The 22,689-nt window shown below is 69.9% G+C and carries 19 protein-coding genes; 13 read left to right on the top strand and 6 right to left on the bottom strand.

The window, feature by feature from the left end:
• Positions 1-22 precede the first annotated feature (22 nt).
• Entirely contained in the window at positions 23-853 is an 831-nt protein-coding gene (locus tag ABZ939_RS36375) for a hypothetical protein (protein ID WP_361864806.1), read from the bottom strand.
• On the bottom strand, positions 853-2,166 hold the full coding sequence (gene eccE, locus ABZ939_RS36380) for a type VII secretion protein EccE (protein ID WP_361864844.1): 1,314 nt from the start codon (positions 2,164-2,166) through the stop codon (positions 853-855). Before eccE ends, ABZ939_RS36375 begins: the two co-directional genes overlap by 1 nt.
• A 191-nt stretch (positions 2,167-2,357) precedes the next feature.
• Here eccE and eccB point away from each other — a divergent pair, with 191 nt between their 5' ends.
• The 4 genes from eccB (at position 2,358) to ABZ939_RS36400 (ending at position 6,075) form a co-directional block, all read left to right on the top strand.
• Positions 2,358-3,917 carry a type VII secretion protein EccB gene (gene eccB, locus ABZ939_RS36385; RefSeq protein WP_361864808.1) on the top strand — a complete coding sequence of 520 codons (1,560 nt, stop codon included), beginning with the start codon at positions 2,358-2,360 and terminating at the stop codon, positions 3,915-3,917.
• Positions 3,918-3,930: 13 nt separating this feature from the next.
• Positions 3,931-5,193 (top strand): type VII secretion-associated serine protease mycosin, encoded by a 1,263-nt coding sequence (gene mycP, locus ABZ939_RS36390; RefSeq protein WP_361864810.1) that lies wholly within the window; start codon positions 3,931-3,933, stop codon positions 5,191-5,193.
• Between the two features lie 193 nt (positions 5,194-5,386).
• On the top strand, positions 5,387-5,728 hold the full coding sequence (locus tag ABZ939_RS36395) for a WXG100 family type VII secretion target (RefSeq protein WP_361864812.1): 342 nt from the start codon (positions 5,387-5,389) through the stop codon (positions 5,726-5,728).
• Positions 5,729-5,781: 53 nt separating this feature from the next.
• The gene (locus ABZ939_RS36400; RefSeq protein ID WP_361864814.1) at positions 5,782-6,075 is read left to right on the top strand and encodes a WXG100 family type VII secretion target; all 294 of its coding nucleotides are present in this window, start codon (positions 5,782-5,784) and stop codon (positions 6,073-6,075) included.
• A gap of 70 nt (positions 6,076-6,145) precedes the next feature.
• Here the strand turns inward: ABZ939_RS36400 and ABZ939_RS36405 are convergent, their stop codons facing one another.
• Positions 6,146-6,391, bottom strand: coding sequence for a DUF397 domain-containing protein (locus tag ABZ939_RS36405; RefSeq protein ID WP_361864816.1), 246 nt, complete (start codon positions 6,389-6,391; stop codon positions 6,146-6,148).
• Positions 6,392-6,471: 80 nt separating this feature from the next.
• The gene (eccCa, locus tag ABZ939_RS36410) at positions 6,472-10,428 is read right to left on the bottom strand and encodes a type VII secretion protein EccCa (RefSeq protein WP_361864818.1); all 3,957 of its coding nucleotides are present in this window, start codon (positions 10,426-10,428) and stop codon (positions 6,472-6,474) included.
• 173 nt (positions 10,429-10,601) lie between these two features.
• Here eccCa and eccD point away from each other — a divergent pair, with 173 nt between their 5' ends.
• From eccD to ABZ939_RS36440, 6 genes are all read left to right on the top strand, one after another.
• Positions 10,602-12,077, top strand: a complete 1,476-nt coding sequence (eccD, locus tag ABZ939_RS36415; protein WP_361864820.1) for a type VII secretion integral membrane protein EccD — start codon at positions 10,602-10,604, stop codon at positions 12,075-12,077.
• 166 nt (positions 12,078-12,243) lie between these two features.
• Positions 12,244-12,534, top strand: coding sequence for a 30S ribosomal protein S15 (gene rpsO, locus ABZ939_RS36420; RefSeq protein ID WP_158991116.1), 291 nt, complete (start codon positions 12,244-12,246; stop codon positions 12,532-12,534).
• Between the two features lie 278 nt (positions 12,535-12,812).
• Complete coding sequence (locus ABZ939_RS36425) at positions 12,813-15,035, top strand: polyribonucleotide nucleotidyltransferase (RefSeq protein WP_361864822.1); 2,223 nt, start codon at positions 12,813-12,815, stop codon at positions 15,033-15,035.
• Entirely contained in the window at positions 15,032-16,411 is a 1,380-nt protein-coding gene (locus ABZ939_RS36430) for a pitrilysin family protein (RefSeq protein WP_361864824.1), read from the top strand. Before ABZ939_RS36425 ends, ABZ939_RS36430 begins: the two co-directional genes overlap by 4 nt.
• A 24-nt stretch (positions 16,412-16,435) precedes the next feature.
• Positions 16,436-17,188, top strand: coding sequence for a 4-hydroxy-tetrahydrodipicolinate reductase (gene dapB, locus ABZ939_RS36435; RefSeq protein WP_361864826.1), 753 nt, complete (start codon positions 16,436-16,438; stop codon positions 17,186-17,188).
• Between the two features lie 5 nt (positions 17,189-17,193).
• Positions 17,194-17,646 (top strand): hypothetical protein, encoded by a 453-nt coding sequence (locus ABZ939_RS36440; protein ID WP_361864828.1) that lies wholly within the window; start codon positions 17,194-17,196, stop codon positions 17,644-17,646.
• A gap of 3 nt (positions 17,647-17,649) precedes the next feature.
• On the opposite strand, the gene ABZ939_RS36445 is transcribed toward ABZ939_RS36440, so the two are convergent.
• Positions 17,650-18,204, bottom strand: a complete 555-nt coding sequence (locus ABZ939_RS36445; protein ID WP_361864830.1) for a hypothetical protein — start codon at positions 18,202-18,204, stop codon at positions 17,650-17,652.
• A 94-nt stretch (positions 18,205-18,298) separates the two neighbouring features.
• A complete protein-coding gene (locus ABZ939_RS36450; RefSeq protein WP_361864832.1) occupies positions 18,299-18,538 on the bottom strand; it encodes a hypothetical protein in 240 nt (79 codons plus the stop codon).
• Positions 18,539-18,727: 189 nt separating this feature from the next.
• Between ABZ939_RS36450 and thyX the strand changes: the two genes are divergently transcribed.
• The 3 genes from thyX to ABZ939_RS36465 all read left to right on the top strand — a co-directional run bounded on the left by thyX (position 18,728) and on the right by ABZ939_RS36465 (position 22,383).
• The gene (thyX, locus tag ABZ939_RS36455) at positions 18,728-19,468 is read left to right on the top strand and encodes an FAD-dependent thymidylate synthase (RefSeq protein ID WP_361864834.1); all 741 of its coding nucleotides are present in this window, start codon (positions 18,728-18,730) and stop codon (positions 19,466-19,468) included.
• A gap of 177 nt (positions 19,469-19,645) precedes the next feature.
• Positions 19,646-20,545: a 4-hydroxy-tetrahydrodipicolinate synthase gene (gene dapA, locus ABZ939_RS36460; protein ID WP_361864836.1), complete on the top strand. Its 900-nt coding sequence runs from the start codon at positions 19,646-19,648 to the stop codon at positions 20,543-20,545.
• Positions 20,546-20,697: 152 nt separating this feature from the next.
• Entirely contained in the window at positions 20,698-22,383 is a 1,686-nt protein-coding gene (locus ABZ939_RS36465) for a ribonuclease J (RefSeq protein ID WP_361864838.1), read from the top strand.
• The last annotated feature ends 306 nt before the right edge of the window (positions 22,384-22,689 follow it).

Here is a 22,689-nt window from a genome sequence, read left to right on the forward strand (position 1 = left end):
GGGATGGGAAATCGTCGCGCCGTCAGTCCATCCGGCGCGCGCTGCCCAACAATCCGGTCTCGGCGTCCGTCGCCTGCGTCATCACGAACTGCCGGTCACTCGGCGTGCACCACAGGGTCACACCGTCGGCGAGCGTCGACAACGCCTCGGACTCCGCACGCGGCAGCCCCATGATCCGGCCGATCTGCGCGGCCTCGTCCGGGGACACCCGCTGTACGCCGACCAACGAGGACTTCTCCAGAAGACGCGGCGCCACCGGGCTCAGATACGGCAGCAGCGTCACCACCGACTGCCAGGGGCCCGACACGACACGGCCGCGCGGCGGACGCATTCCGCAGTCCCGCACCACGACCACCGGACTGCCGGCCGACGCGCCCTGCGGCGGTACGCGACCGACGTCGTGCAGCGTGATGCACGGCTGGCCACCGCCCGCGGCCTGCGCGAGCGCCGTCCACGCCTGGGCCCGGCCGGTCTCCACGGCCACCCGCGCCCCGGTCGCGGCCGCGCGCAGCGCCATGACCTGCGCCGTCCACAGACCGCCGATCAGCGTCACGTCGTACGGAGTGGGGCGGTTGATGCCGAGTACGGCGGGCCGGCCCTCGGCGTCCACGCCGATGACCATGCCGTCGTCGCCGACCGGAAGGCCGAGCGCGCCGAGCTGCTCCAGCGGTACGGAGTGCCGGTCGCGGCGCGGTCCGACGAGACCGAAGCCGAACCGGGGGCGTGCGCCCCGCCCCGTACCGCGTCCGGATCCGCCGCGCCTGCCGCTGCCGGCGGAGGCACCCGGCCCCGCACCCTGGCCCGCGAAAGCAGGTGAAGAAGAGGAAGAAGAAGGCGAAGTGGAGAAGGACATCAGCGCGCACCCCCGAGCGGCAGCGAAGCCAGCATTGCGGGCACCTGTTCGCGGTCGAGCCGCACCAGACCCGTCTTCACCCCGCGGGCCGCACGCTCCAGTTCGTGCCGGGCCGTCACGAGTTCCTCGTCGCTGCGGCCGGTGATCCGCACGTGGCCGGCCACCGTCACCTCCTGACGGTCGCCGCCGCTCAGCGTCAGACTGAACGTCGTCGCCAGCGCCGGGAGCGAGGTCAGCAGCGCGATCAGCTGCGGCATCGACGCACCCGCGCCACCCGCGCCGCCCAACTGCGGCCAGCGCCCCACCCAGTACGTGGTGTGGCGACGGTCGTCGACCCGCCAGGTCCGCGCGGTCTCCTGGGTCCGCCGCGCCTGCGCCTGGCCACGCCCCGCCTGCGCGATCGCCATCGGGCTCGCGCACGTCGAGGTCGCCAGCGCGGCGATCAGCTCCTGCTCGGTGAGCACGGTCGCCCGGAACCCGGCGCCGGCCAGCCGGCTCGCCAACTGGTCCGCCGCCCGCACCACACACTTCTGGGCGCCCACCAGGCCGCCCCCGCGGGCGGCGACCGCCTCCGGGCACAGCTCCGGGTCCAGCTTCAGCGCCACCCAGGTGATCCGCAGCGCCGGGGAACCCGTCTGCGCCTGCAGCGGCGCGTAGTTCCGCTTGGCCATCGACTGCTCGGGCAGATGAGGGGCGGGCGCCGGCTGCGTGTGCTGCACGATCTGCGCGGACTCCAGCCGGATCCCGTCGACATGCAGGACGTCCCGGACGAGCGCGACGGGCAGCGGCCGTGCCGCGCGGTCCGGACGCAGCGCCGTGGCCTCCGACTCGACCCGTACCAGCGCGGTGAGGAACGTGCCGTCGCCGACCATCCCGACCGGCCGCCGATCCCGGTCGCTGTAGGCGTAGGTGCGCAGCGCGGGATCGCACTCCACGACCGGCGCGAGCCCCGGCTCCGTGCCCTCCGGGAGGACGAGCGAGGCGGCCCGGCGCGTACGGGCGCGCAGGGCGAGGTAGGTGGCGAGCCACTCCGGCATCGAACGGCGGTGTCTGCGCACCACCGCGAGCAGGACGAGCAGCGCCGCGACGACACCGGCCGGGACCAGCAGCAACGGCTCGATGACCCACGCCACGAGCAGCAGCGCCGCCGCGACCTCGATCAGTACGAGCTGTTGCAATCGGAACGACCCGAAGTGTCCCGGACGTGCCTGAAGTCGGGGCGAAACGGCCGAGGGCGCGTTCGCCGAAGAGTGCGCCGGAGGCGCGGAGGAGGGTGCGGCCGCCGCGGGCCGCGTCCGCGTCGCGGATGCCATCATGGAGAATCCCCCCAATTCGTCCCGATCACCCTGGCCCGCCAGGGCTTTGGCGGCCCGTTCACCCTACCCGCCCCACAAGCACCACCGGACAGCAGGCATAGTAGGGGGCCGGTCCGACAGCCGGAGCCCGGGTGCCATGCCCCCCGGACTCGTCGGTGAAGACTGCGCCTGACGAAAGACGGGGACTCATGGCATCACGGCGGGATGAGCTCAACGCGTACACCTTTGCGAAGAAGCGCACGGTGGCCGCATTCCTCCAACCTTCGCCCTCGGGTACGGAGGAGGGGGCGCCGAGGCCGTTGCGCGCGATCGTCCCCGGCCTGATCGTCGGCGCGCTGGTGCTCGCCGGGTTCGGCGCCTGGGGCATGTTCAGCCCCAAGGCCCCCAAGGGCTGGGACAAGCCCGGCACCAAGGTGATCGTGGGCAAGCAGTCGACCACCCGCTACGTCGTGCTCACCACCGGCAAGGGCAAGGACAAGAAGACCCTGCTCCACCCCGTCCTCAACCTCGCCTCCGCGCGACTCCTGCTCACCCCGCAGGAGTTCTCGGTCATCCAGGTCGACGACAAGCTGCTCGACGCGGGCAAGCCGCCGCGCGGCCCGATCCTCGGCATCCCGTACGCGCCCGACCGGCTCCCGAACGCGACCGAGGCGGGCGCCGCCAAGCGCTGGGCCGTGTGCGAGCAGCCCGGCGGCGGCGCGGGAGCCAGCGTCCAGAAGGCCACGTTCGTCTTCGCCCAGCGGGACTTCAAGCGCACCGAGGGCAGCGGGCAGCTCAAGGACGGACAGATCATGTACGTCAAGGGGCAGAAGGACAGCGCCCGCTACCTCGTCGACCACCAGGGCACGAAATACCTGATGCCCGGCGGCCCCGCCGAGTCCGCCGGTCTCACCACGGCGCTCGTCGGCCTCAACAAGGAGCCCCAGCAGGTCACGGACGACTGGCTGGCCACCCTGCACACCGGCAGCCCCATCGAGTTCCCGCAGATCCCCGGCAAGGTCGGCGACCCGGCCGGCATCGGCGGCGGCAACCTCAGCCAGACCGAGGACCGGGTCGGCATGGTCCTGCTGGCCCAGACCGGTTCCGGGCCGCAGCACTACGTGGTCCTGCCCGGCAAGGTCCAGCCGGTCTCGGAGTTCACCGCCTGGCTCCTCATCAACTCGCCGCAGACCGACGCCCTCGACATGGACGGCAAGGCGACCGCGGTCGACGCGGCCTCCTTCACCCCGGACTCCGCCACCTTCGGCGCCCAGTACCGCTGGCCCACCCGCAAGTCCGAGCAGATCAACGCCACGACCGGCGCGAGCGCCCGGGACACCGTCTGCAGCGTCCTCAACCAGGTCGACGACAAGGGCCGTACGACGCTGACCACCTGGGCCGGCACGAAGTACCCGGCCGAGATCACCGCCGGCGGCACCAGCACGTACGTCACCCCGGGCAGCGGCCTGCTCTACACCCAGATCCAGGGCAACCAGACCAAGCCCGACGGCTCGCTCTTCCTCGTGACCGACACCGGACTGCGCTACGCGGTGCAGGCCAACGGCGACAGCGACGCCGGCCGCTCCGAGATCGGCACCGGCGACCAGGACAACAAGCAGACCGACGGCCGCCCGGAACCGAGCGAGGCACAGACCCGTCTCGGCTACGAGAAGGTGACTCCGCTCCTCGTCCCGATCACGTGGTCGGAGTTCCTGTCCAAGGGGCCGAGGCTCGACACCAACAGCGCGCGTCAGCCGCAGGGTTCGTAAGGGGGTGGCAGTGGTGACGTACCGAACGGCGGCCCTGCTCACCGCCACGGCCCTCACGGGGCTCCTCACCGCGACGCCCGCGGTCGCGGTGCCCGCGGTGACCGCGGCGCCGCACGACGTCGTCCTCGACGGCAGCGGCGAGTGCACGTTCCCGATGAAGAAGCAGATCGAGGGCATCCCCTGGGCGCTCCAGCGGGTCCTCCTCGACGAACTCTGGCAGGACACCAAGGGCAAGGGCATCCGCGTCGCCGTCATCGACACGGGAGTCGACGACGTCAACCCGCAGCTGAAGACCGCGGTGGACGCCAAGGCGGGCAAGGACTACCTGAAGCCCGACAAGGAGAACCCGGGCCCCGGCGACGAACAGCGCGGCAAGACGGACGGCACCGTCGACGACGTCGGCCACGGCACCAAGGTCGCCGGCATCATCGCCGCGCGACCCCGCTCGGGCACCGGCTTCGTCGGGCTCGCCCCCGAGGCGACGATCATCCCCATCCGGCAGAACGACGAGAAGAACAGCGGCAAGTCCGACACGATGGCCCAGGCGATCGACCACGCCGTCGCCAAGGGCGCCCACGTCATCAACATCTCGCAGGACACCACCCAGCCGCTCAGCCCCGACTCCTCGATGGGCAAGGCGGTGGCCCGCGCCCTCGCGAAGGACATCGTCGTCGTGGCCTCCGCGGGCAACGACGGCATGGACGGCAAACTCAAGAACACCTACCCCGCGGCCTTCCCCGGGGTGCTCGCCGTCGCCTCGTCCGACCGCAACAACGAACGGGCCGTGTTCTCCCAGTCCGGCACCTTCGTGGGCGTCGCGGCGCCCGGCGTCGACATGGTCTCCACCGTCCCCGGCGGCGGCCAGTGCGTCGACAACGGCACCAGTTTCTCCGCCCCGTACGTCGCCGGCGTCGCCGCCCTGCTGCGCGCGAAGCACCCCAAGTGGTCGGCGGCCCAGATCGTGGCCCGTATCGAGCAGACCGCCGTACGGTCCGTCAACGGGCGGGACAATCACGTCGGTTGGGGGGTCGTCGACCCGGTCAAGGCGCTCGCCGACGCCCCCGAACCGCAGCCTGCGGCTCCGACGGAGGACCCGGGTCCTCCCAAGCCGCCGGCGCCCGAGGCGGCCCATCTGGCGCTCACGGAGACACCGCAGGAGCGCACCGAACGACTCGCCACCTACGCGCTGGGCATCGGTGGTGTGCTGGTGGCAGTGGTCGCCGGAACGTCCATCGTTATCCGTGACAGCCGACGCCGCCAGGGGGTCGCCCGATGAACCGAAACAGTCATGTACCAGTTCAGTCCTTTGCAGTTGGAACTGTCGTACCAACTGGCTAGAGTGACTGTCGGGGGCACGGCAGTGAAGTGACCCTGCACGGGGGCGGCATCAAGAGATACCCGTCCATATCACGACCGGAAGGCCCGACGGCAGGGACCGTCGAGACGCCACCGAAGGAAGAAGGGGCAGGATGTCGAATCCAAACCTGAACGTAACCAGTGCCGAACAGACCAAGCTGGCCGGCCGGATCCAGGACTTCCACGACGAGATCCAGGCCCGCATCACCTCGCTCAACAGCGTGGTGGACCGCATCCAGGCCGGATGGCAGGGCGCGGCACAGAAGGAGTTCGACCGGGTGCAGGGCGACCTGAACCTGCGTCTGAAGAACATGCGCGTCGAGCTCATCAAGCTCGAAGAGTTCATGCGGATGAGCGCCGACGGCTTCACGCGTGAGGAAGAGGACCGCATCCGCAGCTTCCGGAAGATGGACGACACCAGCCAGGGCCAGAGCGCCATCCTCGGCATGGCCTGAGCCTCAGGGCTCGTCCTCTCCCTCGCGTCTCTCTCACTCCAGGAGCCAAGAACATGACGACTGCCGTCAATTACGACACCGTGACGCAGGCGGCCGGCGACGTCCGTCTCACCGCCTCCCAGCTCTCCCAGAAGCTCGACGACCTCATGGCCGACGTCAACCGCGTCGCCTCCAACTGGGAGGGTGAGGCGAAGATCGCGTACCGCGAGAGCCAGGACCGCATCACCAAGGACCAGGCCGCCATCAACCAGGACCTGCAGCGCATCGCGCAGCTGCTCGACGAGTCCGTGGTCGGCTACCAGGACACCGACAAGGGCAACGCGGCCCGGTTCCGCATGATGATGTGAGACCACGCGTACACGCGTGAGGGGGTGGCCCGTTCCGTACGGGCCACCCCCTCACGCATGTCAGCAGCGCCTAGCGGAGATCGAACTCCCCGTCGCGCGCGCCCAGGACGAACGCGTCCCACTCGGCCTTCGTGTACCGCAGCACGGTGTCCTTGTCGAGCGACGACCGCATCGCCACGGCCCCTTCGGGGAGATGAGCGATCTCCACCCGCTCCTCGTCCGGCGAGGTCCCGGGCGCGCCGTGCCACTCGACGCCGGAGATGTCGAGCGCGTAGAGCTCTTCCTTCTGGCGTTCCTTCTCGCTCGCGTCGGCCATCCTCGTGGTCCCTTCCCAGTGGTACGGCGGTCCCTGCCCACAGTAGTGGGACCGCCGTACCCGGAAGGCCGAAATCCGCGCTAGTGGCTCTCCGGGAGCCAGCCCAGCTGCACCAGCGGCGTGCCCCGCTTGCGGGAGACGAACGTGCCACGGCCGGGCGGCATCGGGCGGGCCCGGACGCTGCCGAGGATGTCGCCCTCGCCCGGGTCGCCGGAGAGGATGACGCCCTGCGCGCCGAGCTCCTTGGCGCGCTGCATGAAGGGCTCGTACATCGCCCTGGACGCGCCCGCCGCGCTGCGCGCGACGATGAAGCGGATGCCCACGTCCCGCGCGAACGGCAGGTTCTCCACCAACACCTGAAGCGGGTTGCCGGAGTTCGTCGCCACCAGCTCGAAGTCGTCCACCAGGACGTACAGCTGAGGGCCCGTCCACCAGCTGCGGTCCCGCAGCTGCTGCGGGGTGATGTCGGGCTTCGGCGCCCGCTTCGTCATCACCGTGTTGATGGCGTCCATGTGCATCTGCATGGCGGACGCCATCGGCGCGTACTCGAGCAGGTGCGAGGGCGCGACCGCCTCCAGCATCGTCCGCCGGTAGTCGCCGACCACGATCCGCGCCTGCTCCGGGGTGTACCGCTCGCACAGCTGCTTGGCGATGAGCCGCAGCAGCCCCGTCTTGCCCGACTCGCTCTCGCCGAAGATCAGGAAGAACGGGTCCGTCTCGAAGTCGACGAACACCGGCTCCAGGTTCGTCTCGTCGATACCGATCGCGATGCCGTGCTGCGGGTACTCGAAGCCCTTCGGCAGCTGCTCCGCCGGCAGCCGGCGCGGCAGCAGCCGCACCGCGGGAGCGGGCGCGCCCGTCCAGCTGCTCTTCACGGCCTGTACGAACGCGGCCGTGCCGTCGGACAGGTCCACCGCCGAGCTCGACCCGTCGATCCGCGGCAGCGCCCCCATGAAGTGCAGCTTCTCCGGCACCTGGCCACGGCCGGGCACGCCCGGCGGGACGTTCGCCGCGACCTTGCGGTCGAACTCGGAGTCCATGACATCGCCGAGCCGCAGCTCCAGACGCCCCAGCATCTGGTCCTTCAGTGCGGCCCGCACCTCCATGTACCGGGCCGCGGTGATGACCACGTGGATGCCGTAACCCAGACCGCGCGCCGCGATGTCCGAGACGACCGGCTCCAGCATGTCGTAGTCGTTGCGGAAACCGCCCCAGCCGTCGATGACCAGGAAGACGTCGCCCCAGGCCTCGCCAGGCAGTTCACCCGCGGCGCGCTTGCGCCGGTAGGTGGCGATCGAGTCGATGGAGTGCGAGCGGAAGAACTCCTCGCGCCGGTTCAGCACGCCGAGCACCTCCGCGACCGTCCGCCGCACCCGCTCGGGGTCCAGCCGGGACGCGACCCCGCCGACATGCGGCAGATCGGCCAGCGACACCATGCCGCCACCACCGGAGTCCAGTGCGTAGAACTGCACTTCCGCCGGGGTGTGGGTCAGCGCGAACGCCGAGATCAGCGTCCGCATCAGCGTCGACTTGCCGGACTGCGGACCGCCGACCACCATCATGTGGCCCGCCGCACCCGAGAAGTCCCGGTACAGCACCTCGCGCCGCTGCTCGAAGGGCTTGTCGATGAGGCCGAGCGGCACCGTCAGACCGCCCGGGCGGGTGTACTCGGTCGCCGTCAGACCGCGGTCCGCGGTCGGCGCGAGCCCCGGCAGGAGCTGGTCGAGCGAGGGCGCCTGGTCCAGCGGCGGCAGCCACACCTGGTGGGCGGGCACGCCCTGCCCCTCCAGCCGGCGCACGATCACGTCGAGAACGGTGTCCGCGAGCGCGTCGTCCTCCTCCTCGCGCTGAGCCGTCAGATACGCCGGGTCGGGCGCCGCGTAGACCACAGGCACCGGCGAGGCCGTGAAGAGCGCGGGCCGCCGCTCGATCGGCATCTGCCCGGCCGCCAGCCGCGGCCCGCCCGTCCGGTAGGTACCGGAGACGTACGCCGCCTTGAACCGGGTCATCTCGTCCGTACCGAACTTCAGATAGCCCGAGCCCGGCACCGACGGCAGGTGGTACGCGTCCGGCACACCGATCGCCGTGCGCGACTCGGCCGCGGAGAACGTCCGCAGACCGATCCGGTACGACAGGTAGGTGTCCAGGCCGCGGAGCTTGCCCTCCTCCAGCCGCTGCGAGGCCAGCAGCAGATGCACACCCAGCGAACGGCCGATGCGGCCGATCTGGATGAACATGTCGATGAAGTCCGGCTTGGCGGTGAGGAGTTCGGAGAACTCGTCGATGACAAGGACCAGCGAGGCAAGCGGCTCCAGCGGCGCACCGGCCGCACGCGCCTTCTCGTAGTCGTGGATGTTGGCGTAGTTGCCCGCCGAGCGCAGCAGCTCCTGACGGCGCTGCAGCTCACCGCGGATCGCGTCGCCCATGCGGTCCACGAGCGTGAGGTCGTCGGCGAGGTTGGTGATCACGGCCGCGACGTGCGGCATCTGGGACATGCCCGCGAAGGTCGCACCACCCTTGAAGTCCGCGAGGACGAAGTTCAGCGTCTCCGAGGAGTGCGTGACCGCGAGACCGAGGACGAGCGTGCGCAGCAGCTCCGACTTTCCGGAACCGGTCGCGCCCACACACAGACCGTGCGGACCCATGCCCTCCTGCGCGGCCTCCTTGAGGTCCAGCATGACCGGCTGGCCGTCCTCGCCGACACCGATCGGCACACGCAGCCGCTCGGCCACCGACCGCGGCCGCCAGGTCCGCGCCACGTCCACCGAGGCGGCGTCGCCCAGGTTCAGCAGATCCGTGAAGTCCAGGTTGGCGAGCAGCGGTTCGTCGTCGTCCCCGCCGCCCATCCTGAGCGGCGCGAGCTGCCGGGCCAGCGCCTCGGCGGCCGGCAGCGAGATCCCGTCCGGCACACCCTCGTACGCGAAACCACCGCCCGACTCCAGGCGCAGCCGCCCGGGCCGTACGACCACCGACAGGCCACCGCGCGGCTCGTCGAGCTCACCGGAGATCACCTCGACGATGGTCACGCCCTGCAGACCCTCGGGGGCCGCGAACAGCGAGTCCGGCGGCACCATCCCGCCGTCGAGGACGACCACGACGTGCGGCTGGTCCAGGACCGGCTGGTTGTCGCGGCTGAACCGCGGGCGGCCGTCGAGCCGCGAGCGGATCATCGACTCCAGCTCACCGAGGTCGTCGCCGAACAGCCGCTTGGTGCCCGCGCCGTCGACCTGCCCCGCCACCTGCGTGTGCGGCAGCCACTTCGTCCAGTCCCAGCGCTCCTGCGCCCCCCGGGCCGAGACCACGACCAGCATCAGATCGTCGGGGGAGTGCAGCGTCACCAGCTGGGAGACCAGACCGCGCGCCGCGGCGTGCGCCGACTCCGGCTCCCCGGAGACCGTCACGTGGTAGAAGGCGCGCATCGAGACCGCCATCGGCAGCCCGTCCAACGAGCCGTGCACGGCCAGGAACTGCTGCATCGCGCCCGCGCACAGCGGCTCGAGCTCGTCCACCGGCGCGGTGTCCGGCGCCACCAGGGGCGTCGCCAACTGCTGGGCGCCGAGCCCGATCCGTACCTGCCCGAAGTCCTTGTCGCCCACGCGGCGTTCCCACACCCGCGAGCCCTCGGCCACCACCGACCACAACTGCTCGGGCGCGGGGTGCAGATACAGCTGCGCGTCCCGCTGCTTGCGCGCGGTGCGCCGGACCGTACGCCGGGTCTGCGCGAGGTATTTGAGGTAGTCCCGGCGGACATCGGCAATTTGCCCCTGCGTACCCTTCCGGAACCGCACGAGCTGCGCGATGACCATCGCGAGCGTCGAGACAAGCATCAGGATGCCCATGATGCGCATGAACGGATGCGCACCAGGCATGAAGAAGAACACCACCGAGGAGCCCATGCCGAGCATCGGCAGGAGCTGCATCAGCATGCCCTCCTGCTGCCCGCGCGGCAGTTCGGGCGGGGACTCCAGGACCAGTTCCTCACTGGGTACTTCCGGAGGAAGGGACCTCGGCGGGCGTTTGACGACGATCTGGCTCACCGGCGCATCAATCCCTCGTTACGGGCGGACTTCGTGCGGGAGTTCCGCACCGGCGCCCCCGTGAGCGACGGCCTCCCCCATGAGACGGCGATCCTACTTGCAGCCACCCGTGCCCGTCCCCGGTAGGGTGGCGCGCGCAGTGTGCGCAACCGCGAATCAGGGGGTCCAGACACGTGAGTACGACCGCAGCGACCGGCTTCTGCCGTGTCACCGTCGTGGCGCCGGACAGTCGTATCGACGTCGCGCTCCCGGAGGACATCGCCGTCGCCGACGTCTATCCGGAGATCCTGCGGCTCACCGGACAGACCCAGTCCGCCGGCACTCCGACCGGCTACCACCTGGTCCGGCGCGACGGTTCGGTTCTCGACGGCGCGCGCACCCTCGCCGCCCAACAGGTCCTCGACGGCGAGGTGCTCTCGCTGCGCCCGTTCGCCCAGTCGCTGCCGCCCGCCGTCTTCGACGACGTCTCCGACGCCGTCGCCTCGGCCGTCACCCGCGACCGGCATCTGTGGAGCGACGACCTGCTGCGCGGCGCCGGACTCGTCGGCGGTGTGCTGCTGCTGGTCCTGATGGGCTTCGTGCTCTGGTTCGCCGATCCGGTACGCCACGACATGCACAGCCTCCCCGGCGTCGTCGCGGGCGCCGCGGGCGTCCTGCTGACCGCCTTCGCCGGCGTACGGGCCCGGGTGTACGGAGACCGGGCCACCGCCGTCGCCCTCGGCCTCGGCGCCCTCCCGCTCCTGCTCATCGCCGGCTCGGGCATCGTCGGACCCGACGCGGGCCACGGCCCCGGGCGTCTGCAGTTCCTGCTCGGCTGCGTGACCGTCCTGGTCGCCTCCGTGGCCCTGGTGGCGCTCACCCCGAGCGGCGACGCCCCGTTCGTCGCGGCGACCTTCCTGGCCGCCGTGGGCACCCTCGCCACCTTCCTGGCGATCGTCACCGAGTCCTCCGCCACCGAGACCGCCGCCGTCTGCGCCCCGGTCGCCGTCGGCCTTGTCGCCTTCCTGCCCGGCCTCTCCGCCCGCTTCGCCCGGCTGCCCATCGGCTACGCCTCCCCGCGCAGCGCCACGGACGACGAGTTCCACGCCGACCCGAACCAGACTCCGGACGAGGCCCAGCCCGTCGACGGCGAGCGCATCGCCCTCCAGGCCCGGCGCGGTCACGAGATGCTCCTGGGCCTCGTCGGCGGCTGCGCGGCCGTCGTCGTCGGCTCCGCCGCGGTCCTCGGTTTCGCCGGCAACGTCTGGGGCCAGTTCCTGGCCCTCGCCGCCGGCCTCGCGATGCTGCTGCGCGCCCGGCTCTTCCGCTACACCTCGCAGGTCGCCTGCGTCCTGGTCGCCGGTATCGCCGCGATCGCCCTGCTGATCCTCGGCCTCTCCCTGAACCCGCCGGCCGACCTGGTCAAGGACCTGCTGATCTACGGGGACCGCGGCGGCCTGGACATCCGTACGATCTGGCTCACCGCGGCCGTCGCCGCCGGCGCCGCCCTGGTGACCGCCATCGGCCTGATCATCCCGAGGAAGGGCCTCTCGCCCTTCTGGGGCCGTCTGCTCGACCTGACCGAGGGATTCGTCCTGCTGTCCCTCGTTCCGCTCTGCCTGGCCGTCCTGGACGTCTTCATGGCGGCCCGCTCGCTCACCAGCAAGTGAGAGCCGCTCTGCGGGACTGGTACGCTGTGTGACGGCCGTTTGTGTACGCGCTCCCGGATTCTCTGGAAGCTGCGCTCATCGGACCTTCGCCTCCGAGTCACGGAAGCTCCCCTGAGACCAAGACCAGGGGCACTCGTGGGCGCACGAACACCAAGAGGAGTACCGAGTGTCTCTCGACGCCGCTACGAAGAAGCAGATCATGGCCGAGTTCGGCACCAAGGAGGGCGACACCGGCTCCCCCGAGGTCCAGGTCGCGATGCTCTCCCGCCGCATCTCGGACCTGACCGAGCACCTCAAGCAGCACAAGCACGACCACCACTCCCGTCGTGGTCTGCTGATCCTGGTCGGCCAGCGTCGCCGCCTGCTGCAGTACCTGGCCAAGAAGGACATCCAGCGCTTCCGCGCCCTGGTCGACCGCCTCGGCATCCGCCGCGGTGCGGCCGGCGGTGCCAAGTAAGGACGCCGTGAAGGGAGCGGTTCCCACTTTTAGGGGGCCGCTCCCTTTGCTGTACGTGCGCGATGTACCGACCGGCACTTAGTCTGGTCGGACAACGCCACATCACGAGCGAGAGGCCGCCGGCACGCCGCCGGTCCTCGGTAGTGGCCCCCGGACCCCACAATCCCCGGGTGCTTCGATCGAAGACCGGCCCGCATCCGAAGGCGCTTCTCCTCCATCACCGTCCCCGGCCACACGGGCCGACGGACGAAAAGACGAACACGTAGGAGAAACTGCTAGTGGAGAACGAGACCCACTACGCCGAGGCCGTCATCGACAACGGCACTTTCGGCACCCGCACCATCCGCTTCGAGACGGGCCGCCTGGCCAAGCAGGCCGCCGGCTCCGCCGTCGCGTACCTGGACGACGACACGATGGTCCTTTCGGCCACCACCGCGTCCAAGAAGCCCAAGGACCAGCTCGACTTCTTCCCCCTGACGGTGGACGTCGAGGAGCGGATGTACGCGGCCGGCAAGATCCCCGGCTCCTTCTTCCGCCGGGAAGGCCGCCCCTCCGAGGACGCGATCCTCACCTGTCGCCTGATCGACCGGCCGCTGCGCCCCTCCTTCAAGAAGGGCCTGCGCAACGAGATCCAGATCGTCGAGACGATCATGGCGCTCAACCCCGACCACCTCTACGACGTGGTCGCGATCAACGCCGCCTCCTGCTCCACGCAGCTGGCCGGCCTGCCCTTCTCCGGCCCGATCGGCGGCACCCGTGTCGCCCTGATCAAGGGCCAGTGGGTCGCGTTCCCGACGCACACCGAGCTCGAGGACGCCGTCTTCGACATGGTCGTCGCCGGTCGCGTCCTTGAGGACGGCGACGTCGCGATCATGATGGTCGAGGCCGAGGCCACCGAGAAGACGATCGAGCTCGTCAAGGGCGGCGCCGAGGCGCCGACCGAGGAGGTCGTCGCCGCCGGTCTCGAGGCCGCGAAGCCGTTCATCAAGGTCCTCTGCAAGGCGCAGGCCGACCTCGCCGCCAAGGCCGCCAAGCCCACCGGCGAGTTCCCGGTCTACCTCGACTACCAGGACGACGTCCTGGAGGCGCTCACCGCCGCAGTCAAGAACGACCTCGCCCAGGCGCTCACGATCGCCGGCAAGCAGGAGCGCGAGACCGAGCTCGACCGCGTCAAGGAGCTCGCCGCCGAGAAGCTCCTCCCGGCCTTCGAGGGCCGCGAGAAGGAGATCTCCGGCGCCTACCGCGCGCTGACCAAGAAGCTGGTCCGCGAGCGGATCATCAAGGACAAGGTCCGCATCGACGGCCGCGGCATCACGGACATCCGTACGCTCGCCGCCGAGGTCGAGGCCATCCCGCGCGTGCACGGCTCGGCGCTGTTCGAGCGTGGCGAGACCCAGATCCTGGGCGTCACCACCCTCAACATGCTCCGCATGGAGCAGCAGCTGGACACCCTCTCCCCGGTGACCCGCAAGCGCTACATGCACAACTACAACTTCCCGCCGTACTCCGTCGGTGAGACCGGCCGCGTGGGCTCGCCCAAGCGCCGCGAGATCGGCCACGGTGCGCTCGCCGAGCGCGCCATCGTGCCGGTGCTGCCGACGCGCGAGGAGTTCCCGTACGCGATCCGTCAGGTGTCCGAGGCCCTCGGCTCCAACGGCTCGACGTCCATGGGCTCGGTCTGCGCCTCCACCATGTCGCTGCTGAACGCCGGTGTGCCGCTCAAGGCCCCCGTCGCCGGCATCGCCATGGGTCTGATCTCCGAGGAGATCGACGGCAAGACCCACTACGTCGCCCTCACCGACATCCTCGGTGCGGAGGACGCCTTCGGTGACATGGACTTCAAGGTCGCCGGTACGAAGACCTTCGTCACCGCGCTCCAGCTCGACACCAAGCTCGACGGCATCCCCGCCTCGGTCCTGGCCGCCGCGCTGAAGCAGGCCCGTGACGCGCGTCTGCACATCCTCGACGTGATGAACGAGGCGATCGACGTTCCGGACGAGATGTCCCCGAACGCGCCGCGCATCATCACCGTCAAGATCCCGGTGGACAAGATCGGTGAGGTCATCGGCCCCAAGGGCAAGATGATCAACCAGATCCAGGAGGACACCGGCGCCGACATCACGATCGAGGACGACGGCACCATCTACATCGGTGCCGCCGACGGCCCGGCCGCCGAGGCCGCCCGTGCCACGATCAACGGCATCGCCAACCCGACCATGCCGGAGGTCGGCGAGCGCTACCTGGGTACGGTCGTCAAGACCACCACCTTCGGTGCGTTCGTGTCCCTGCTCCCGGGCAAGGACGGCCTGCTGCACATCTCGCAGATCCGCAAGCTCGCCGGTGGCAAGCGCGTGGAGAACGTCGAGGACGTGCTCGCGGTCGGCTCCAAGGTCCAGGTCGAGATCGCCGAGATCGACCAGCGCGGCAAGCTCTCCCTGATCCCCGTGATCGCGGACGAGGACGGTGCCGCCGAGGACGCGAAGGACGACACCGACCAGTGACGTCCCGTAGTTCCCGTGTGACGGCCCGCCCCTCTTCGGAGGGGCGGGCCGTCGCCCGTACCCAAACGCTTCTCCCGGGCAAGGACGGCATCGGCACCGTCCGCCGCACCACCCTCCCCGGTGGTCTGCGCATCGTCACCGAGACCCTGCCCTCCGTGCGCTCCGCCACCTTCGGCATCTGGGCGCACGTCGGCTCCCGTGACGAGACGCCCACCCTCAACGGCGCCACGCACTACCTGGAGCACCTCCTCTTCAAGGGCACGCAGCGACGCAGCGCCCTCGACATCTCCGCCGCGCTCGACGCGGTCGGCGGCGAGATGAACGCCTTCACGGCGAAGGAGTACACCTGCTACTACGCGCGGGTCCTCGACACCGACCTGCCGCTCGCGATCGACGTCGTCTGCGACATGCTGACCGGTTCGCTGATCCTCGAGGAGGACGTGGACGCCGAGCGCGGCGTCATCCTCGAAGAGATCGCGATGACCGAGGACGACCCGGGCGACGTCGTACACGACCTGTTCGCGCAGACCATGTTCGGCGACACCCCGCTCGGTCGGCCCGTGCTCGGCACGGTCGACACGATCAACGCCCTCGACCGCGGCCGGATCGCCCGCTTCTACAAGAAGCACTACGACCCGACCCATCTCGTCGTCGCCGCGGCGGGCAACATCGACCACGCCACGGTGGTACGCCAGGTCCGCCGCGCCTTCGACAAGGCCGGCGCCCTGACCCGTACCGACGCACGCCCCGTCGCCCCGCGCGACGGTCACCGCACGATCCGCACCGCGGGCCGCGTCGAGCACCTGGGCCGCAAGACCGAGCAGGCGCACGTGGTCCTCGGCATGCCGGGCCTCGCGCGCACCGACGAGCGCCGCTGGGCGCTCGGCGTGCTGAACACGGCCCTCGGCGGCGGCATGTCCTCCCGCCTCTTCCAGGAGGTCCGCGAGAAGCGCGGCCTGGCCTACAGCGTGTACTCGTACACCTCGGGCTTCGCCGACTGCGGCCTCTTCGGGGTGTACGCGGGCTGCCGCCCCAACCAGGTCCACGACGTGCTGAAGATCTGCCGGGACGAGCTCGACAAGGTGGCCTCCGACGGGCTGTCCGACGACGAGATCGCCCGCGCCATCGGCCAGCTCTCCGGCTCGACCGTCCTCGGCCTGGAGGACACCGGCGCGCTGATGAACCGCATCGGCAAGAGCGAGCTGTGCTGGGGCACCCAGATGTCGGTCGACGACATGCTCGCCCGGATCGCCGCGGTCACCCCGGACGAGGTCCGGGAGGTCGCCCGTGATGTGCTCGGACAGCGCCCCTCGCTGTCCGTCATAGGACCGCTGAAGGACAAGCAGGCGGCACGCCTGCACGAATCCGTCTCCTAGACACTCCCAGAGAGAGTTCAGAGCATGAGCAAGCTGCGCGTGGCGGTCCTCGGAGCCCAGGGCCGTATCGGCTCCGAGGCGGTACGGGCCGTCGAGGCCGCCGAGGACATGGAACTGGTCGCGGCGCTCGGCCGCGGCGACAAGCTGGAGACGCTCGCCGAGGCGGGCGCCCAGGTCGCTGTCGAGCTGACCACCCCGGCCTCCGTGATGGACAACCTCGACTACTGCGTACGCCACGGCATCCACGCGGTCGTCGGCACCACGGGCTGGAACGAGGAGCGCCTCGCGCAGCTGAACAGCTGGCTCGCCGGCTCCCCGGAGACCGGTGTCCTGATCGCCCCGAACTTCTCCATCGGCGCCGTGCTGACGATGAAGTTCGCCCAGATCGCGGCCCCGTACTTCGAGTCCGTCGAGGTCGTCGAGCTGCACCACCCGCACAAGGTCGACGCCCCCAGCGGCACCGCCACCCGTACCGCCCAGCTGATCGCCGCCGCCCGCCGTGAGGCCGGCCTCGGCGCCCAGCCGGACGCGACGGAGACCGCCCTGGACGGCGCCCGCGGAGCGGACGTCGACGGCGTCCGGGTCCACGCGGTACGCCTCGCGGGTCTTCTTGCCCACCAGGAGGTGCTGCTCGGCGGGGTGGGCGAGACCCTGACGATCCGTCACGACTCGCTGCACCACTCCAGCTTCATGCCGGGCATCCTCCTGGGCGCCCGTCGCGTGGTCACCACTCCCGGCCTCACCTTCGGCCTGGAGCACTTCATGGACCTGGGCTGACGGTCATGGGTGGAAAGATCACGTACGCCTTCCTCGCCACCGTGCTCGTGCTCGTCTTCGCTGTGGTGGCGATGGAGGGCGTCCTGCTCCTGCTGACCGGCGAACCGGCCGCCATGGGCATGGGAGCGGTTGCCTTCCTGCTGCCCTGCGTGGGCGGCTGGTTCCTCTGGAAGAACACCGCCTTCGCGCGGAACGCGCAGCGGCTGGCCCGCGAGCTGGAGGCCGAAGGCGGCCTGCCCGTCGACGAGTTGAAGCGCACCGCCGGCGGCCGGATCGACCGGGACTCGGCCGACGAGGTCTTCGCGAAGCGGCGGGCCGAGACCGAGGACTCCCCGGACGACTGGCGCTGCTGGTTCCGGCTCGCGGTCGCCTATCACGATGCCCGCGACACCCCGCGCGCCCGCAAGGCGATGCAGCGCGCGATCGCCCTGCACGAGGGCCGTACGGTCAGCGCGTAGCGGTCAACGCGCGGCGTGGACGCCGTACTCGGCGTTCCACGCCTCGACCGTGTCGGCCGCACGGTCGAACGCCTCGACGCGGGAGAGGAAGTCGGCGTTGTGGTCGGTGAGCAGACTGATCTGCTCACCGCCCTGCCGTACGAGAACCAGCGCCTGGCCCTGCACGGTCCGGGGCAGCCCCAGCCACCGCACGGGCTGCTGCACCGTGCGGAGTTCGGTCACCCGCGGCCAGGCCACCGTCGCCGTCGAGAAGAAGCCGACCCGGCGCACGCCGTGACGGCTCACCCACGTACCCACGCGCAGCGCCCGCAGCGCACCGGCGATGATCGCCGCGGCGAGCCCGAAAGTGGCGAACGCGCCGCCCGTAGCCCCCGCCGCGACGATGATCACCGCGGCGAAGAGCACGAACGAGGCGAGCAACAGCGCGAGCGCGGCCACCCCGACCCGCCAGGGTCCGGGCCGGTAGGGACGACGCCACTGGTCGTGGTCGTCGAACGGCAGCGCGACGTCGTCGGTCGCGTCAAAAGCGCGGTCGGCCGTCAGAAAGGGCAGGGGCACGACTGATCCTCACTCACAAGCACGCTCGAAGGGGCTGTGCCCGGTGAGGCTACCCAGGTGGTCTCGACCGGGCCACCCCAGGGGGCGGTACTGCTCAACGGCTGTCGGAAGCCTCGGACTGCTGCCGGTGGCCCTCGGCCGCTCCCGACTGCATGGCCGGGATTCCGAAGAGCAGTGAGCCGACGAGACCGGCCACGACCGTCAGCCCGACAAGCGTACGGCCCACGACCTCGGAGGCACTGAGGCGCTCCCTCGGCGGCGGAGTGACGTTACTGCGGAAGCGGTCGGCATCAGCGACGAACGCGAACGGGACAGCCTCTCGCCGGCCAAACATGGGGGCCACTCTCCTTGGAGCTCTGTGGTGTGCGGTGTCACAGGTACAGACGAGCAAAGTCACCATTCGGTGCCCTATTTCCCCGAATTGGCCAAAGAAAGTCGTCCGGGTGGGTGTGGGACTCCGCTGTCAGTGCCTCCCCGTAGAGTGGGCGCCGCCCGAGCGACGCACTTTGGAAGGACCCCGCCGGTGACCGACACCCCCGCAGAAGACCTCAAGCCCAGCTTCCGCAGCGATGTGACCGTCGAGCTGGTGAAGCACAGCGCCGCCGACTCGGACGTGCTGTGGGCGGCCCGCGTCTCCACCGCGGGGGAGCAGTCGCTCGACGAACTGCAGAAGGACCCCGAGCGGTCCAAGGGGCTCATCAACTACCTCATGCGGGACCGGCACGGCAGCCCCTTCGAGCACAACTCGATGACGTTCTTCATCAGCGCCCCGATCTTCGTGTTCCGCGAGTTCATGCGGCACCGCGTCGGCTGGTCGTACAACGAGGAATCGGGTCGCTACAGGGAGCTGGAGCCGGTCTTCTACGTCCCCGACGCGTCGCGGAAGCTGGTCCAGGAGGGCCGCCCGGGCAAGTACGTCTTCGTCGAGGGCAGCGAGGCCCAGCAGGAGCTGACCGGCCGCGTCATGGAGGACTCCTACGTTCAGGCGTACGCGGCGTACCAGGAGATGCTCGCCGCCGGCGTCGCCCGCGAGGTCGCCCGCGCGGTCCTGCCCGTCGGCCTCTTCTCCTCGATGTACGCCACGTGCAACGCGCGCTCGCTGATGCACTTCCTCGGTCTGCGCACCCAGCACGAGCTGGCCAAGGTGCCGTCCTTCCCGCAGCGGGAGATCGAAATGGTCGGCGAGAAGATGGAGCAGCACTGGGCCCAGCTCATGCCGCTGACCTATGCCGCGTTCAACAACAACGGCCGTGTGGCCCCATAAAGCACAGATGTACGACCTGTCACGCGAAGTGTCCGTATTGCGACGTTTCACGAAGTTCATCTAGGCTGATCAAACGGACCCGGCACTGCTTGAACCCCCGAGCAGGCAGTGCCGGGCTCCCTATCTCAGGTCCCCCGAGGGGACACCGGGCGCTGAGCAGCGAGTAGCGTGTTACCCATGGCTCCGATCTCCACTCCGCAGACCCCCTTCGGGAGGGTCCTCACCGCCATGGTCACGCCGTTCACGGCGGACGGCGCACTCGACCTCGACGGTGCCCAGCGACTCGCCGCCCATCTGGTGGACGCAGGCAACGACGGCCTCGTCATCAACGGCACCACCGGCGAGTCCCCGACCACCAGCGACGCGGAGAAATCGGAGCTGGTACGAGCCGTACTGGACGCGGTCGGCGACCGTGCCCACGTCGTCGCCGGCATCGGCACCAACGACACCCACCACTCCATCGAGCTCGCCCGCACCGCCGAACGTGACGGCGCGCACGGCCTGCTCGCCGTCACGCCGTACTACAACAAGCCCCCGCAGGAGGGCCTGTACCGGCACTTCTCGGCCATCGCGGACGCCACCGAGCTTCCGGTGATGCTCTACGACATCCCCGGCCGCAGCGGCGTCCCCATCGACACCGAGACGATCGTCCGGCTCGCCGAGCACCCCCGGATCGTCGCCAACAAGGACGCCAAGGGTGACCTGGGGCGGGCCAGCTGGGCCATCGCGCGATCCGGCCTGGCCTGGTACTCCGGCGACGACATGCTCAACCTGCCGCTGCTCTCCGTGGGCGCCTGCGGCTTCGTCTCCGTCGTCGGCCACATCGTGACCCCCGAGCTCCGTGCCCTCCTGGACGCCCACCTGAACGGCGAGGTCCAGAAGGCCACCGAGATCCACCAGCGGCTCCTGCCGATCTACACCGGCATGTTCCGCACCCAGGGCGTCATGACCACCAAGGCCGCCCTCGCCCTCCAGGGCCTCCCGGCGGGCCCCCTGCGCATGCCGCTCGTGGAGCTTTCCCCCGAGGAAACCGCCCAGCTCAGGCTCGATCTCGCCGCCGGCGGGGTAGACCTTTAGCACCAGACTTCACAACTGAATATCCGATCTGCGGACGCGACGAGAGTTCCCCGACGTCCGACGAGATCACCCGACAGACAACAGCAAGTGCACGAATGTCATGCGCGCCACGTGCCCAAGCGGTACGTGGCGCGTGTGGTGAGGAGAGTCTTTTGAGTCATCCGCATCCTGAACTCGGCGCCCCGCCGAAGCTGCCCAAGGGCGGCCTGCGCGTCACCCCGCTCGGCGGGCTCGGTGAGATCGGCCGGAACATGACGGTCTTCGAGTTCGACGGCCGGCTGCTGATCGTCGACTGCGGCGTCCTCTTCCCCGAGGAGGAGCAGCCGGGCATCGACCTGATCCTGCCCGACTTCACCACCATCAAGGACCGCCTCGACCAGGTCGAGGGCATCGTGCTCACGCACGGCCACGAGGACCACATCGGCGCGGTCCCGTACCTCCTCCGGCTCAAGCCGGACATCCCGCTCATCGGCTCCAAGCTGACCCTCGCCCTGATCGAGGCCAAGCTCCAGGAGCACCGCATCCGCCCCTACACCCTCGAGGTGTCGGAGGGCGACCGGGAGAACCTGGGCCCGTTCGACTGCGAGTTCATCGCGGTCAACCACTCCATCCCCGACGCCCTGGCCGTCGCCATCCGCACTCCCGCGGGCATGGCCGTCGCCACCGGCGACTTCAAGATGGACCAGCTCCCGATGGACGGCCGGCTCACCGACCTGCACGCGTTCGCGCGGCTCAGCGAGGAGGGCATCGACCTCCTGCTGTCCGACTCGACGAACGCCGAGGTCCCGGGCTTCGTCCCGCCGGAGAAGGACATCTCCAACGTCCTGCGGAACGTCTTCGCGAACGCCCAGAAGCGGATCATCGTGGCCAGCTTCGCCAGCCACGTCCACCGCATCCAGCAGATCCTCGACGCCGCCCACGAGTACGGACGCCGGGTGGCCTTCGTCGGCCGCTCGATGGTCCGCAACATGGGCATCGCCCGCGACCTCGGGTACCTCCGGGTCCCGGCCGGCCTGGTCGTCGACGTGAAGACCCTCGACGACCTCCCGGACGACGAGGTCGTGCTGGTCTGTACGGGTTCCCAGGGCGAGCCCATGGCAGCCCTGTCCCGGATGGCCAACCGCGACCACCAGATCCGGATCGTCCAGGGCGACACCGTGATCCTGGCGTCCTCGCTCATCCCGGGCAACGAGAACGCGGTCTACCGCGTGATCAACGGCCTGACCCGCTGGGGTGCCAACGTCATCCACAAGGGCAACGCCAAGGTCCACGTCTCGGGCCACGCCTCGGCCGGCGAGCTGCTGTACTTCTACAACATCTGCAAGCCGAAGAACCTGATGCCGGTCCACGGCGAATGGCGCCACCTGCGCGCCAACGCTGAGCTCGGCGCGATGACGGGTGTCCCGAAGGACCACATCGTCATCGCCGAGGACGGCGTGGTCGTCGACCTGGTCGACGGCAAGGCCAGGATCGTCGGCAAGGTCCAGGCGGGTTATGTGTACGTCGACGGCCTCTCGGTCGGCGATGTCACCGAGGCATCCCTGAAGGACCGCCGCATCCTCGGCGACGAGGGCATCATCTCGGTCTTCGTGGTCGTGGACGCCTCGACCGGCAAGATCGTCAGCGGCCCGAACATCCACGCCCGCGGCTCCGGCATCGAGGATTCGGCCTTCGACGCCGTGATCCCGAAGGTCGAGCAGGCCCTCAACAAGTCCGCCCAGGACGGCGTGGTCGAGCCCCACCAGCTGCAGCAGCTGATCCGCCGTTCGGTCGGCAAGTGGGTCTCGGACACCTACCGCCGGCGCCCGATGATCCTCCCGGTCGTCGTGGAGGTCTGAGCGGCCGACGCCGCCTGACCAGCGTCAACCCGGAGCGGGGCGCCTCGATTTGCATCGGGGCGCCCCGCTCCAGTACGTTTACGGCTCCGCCAGCAAGGGAACCCGGCACCTTCGTGTGCCTGAACAGGGTGACCGGAAGGGGCGGGGAATTCGACTCAGAACTTCTGATAAAGTCGGATCAACGCCGGAAAGCAGATCGGGAAACCGAGAAGCCGGAAAGCACCGAGGAAATCGGATCGGAAAGATCTGATAGAGTCGGAAACGCAAGACCGAAGGGAAAAGCCCGGAGGAAAGCCCGAGAGGGTG

Source organism: Streptomyces sp. NPDC046712 (assembly GCF_040645695.1).
Taxonomy (GTDB): Bacteria; Actinomycetota; Actinomycetes; order Streptomycetales; family Streptomycetaceae; genus Streptomyces.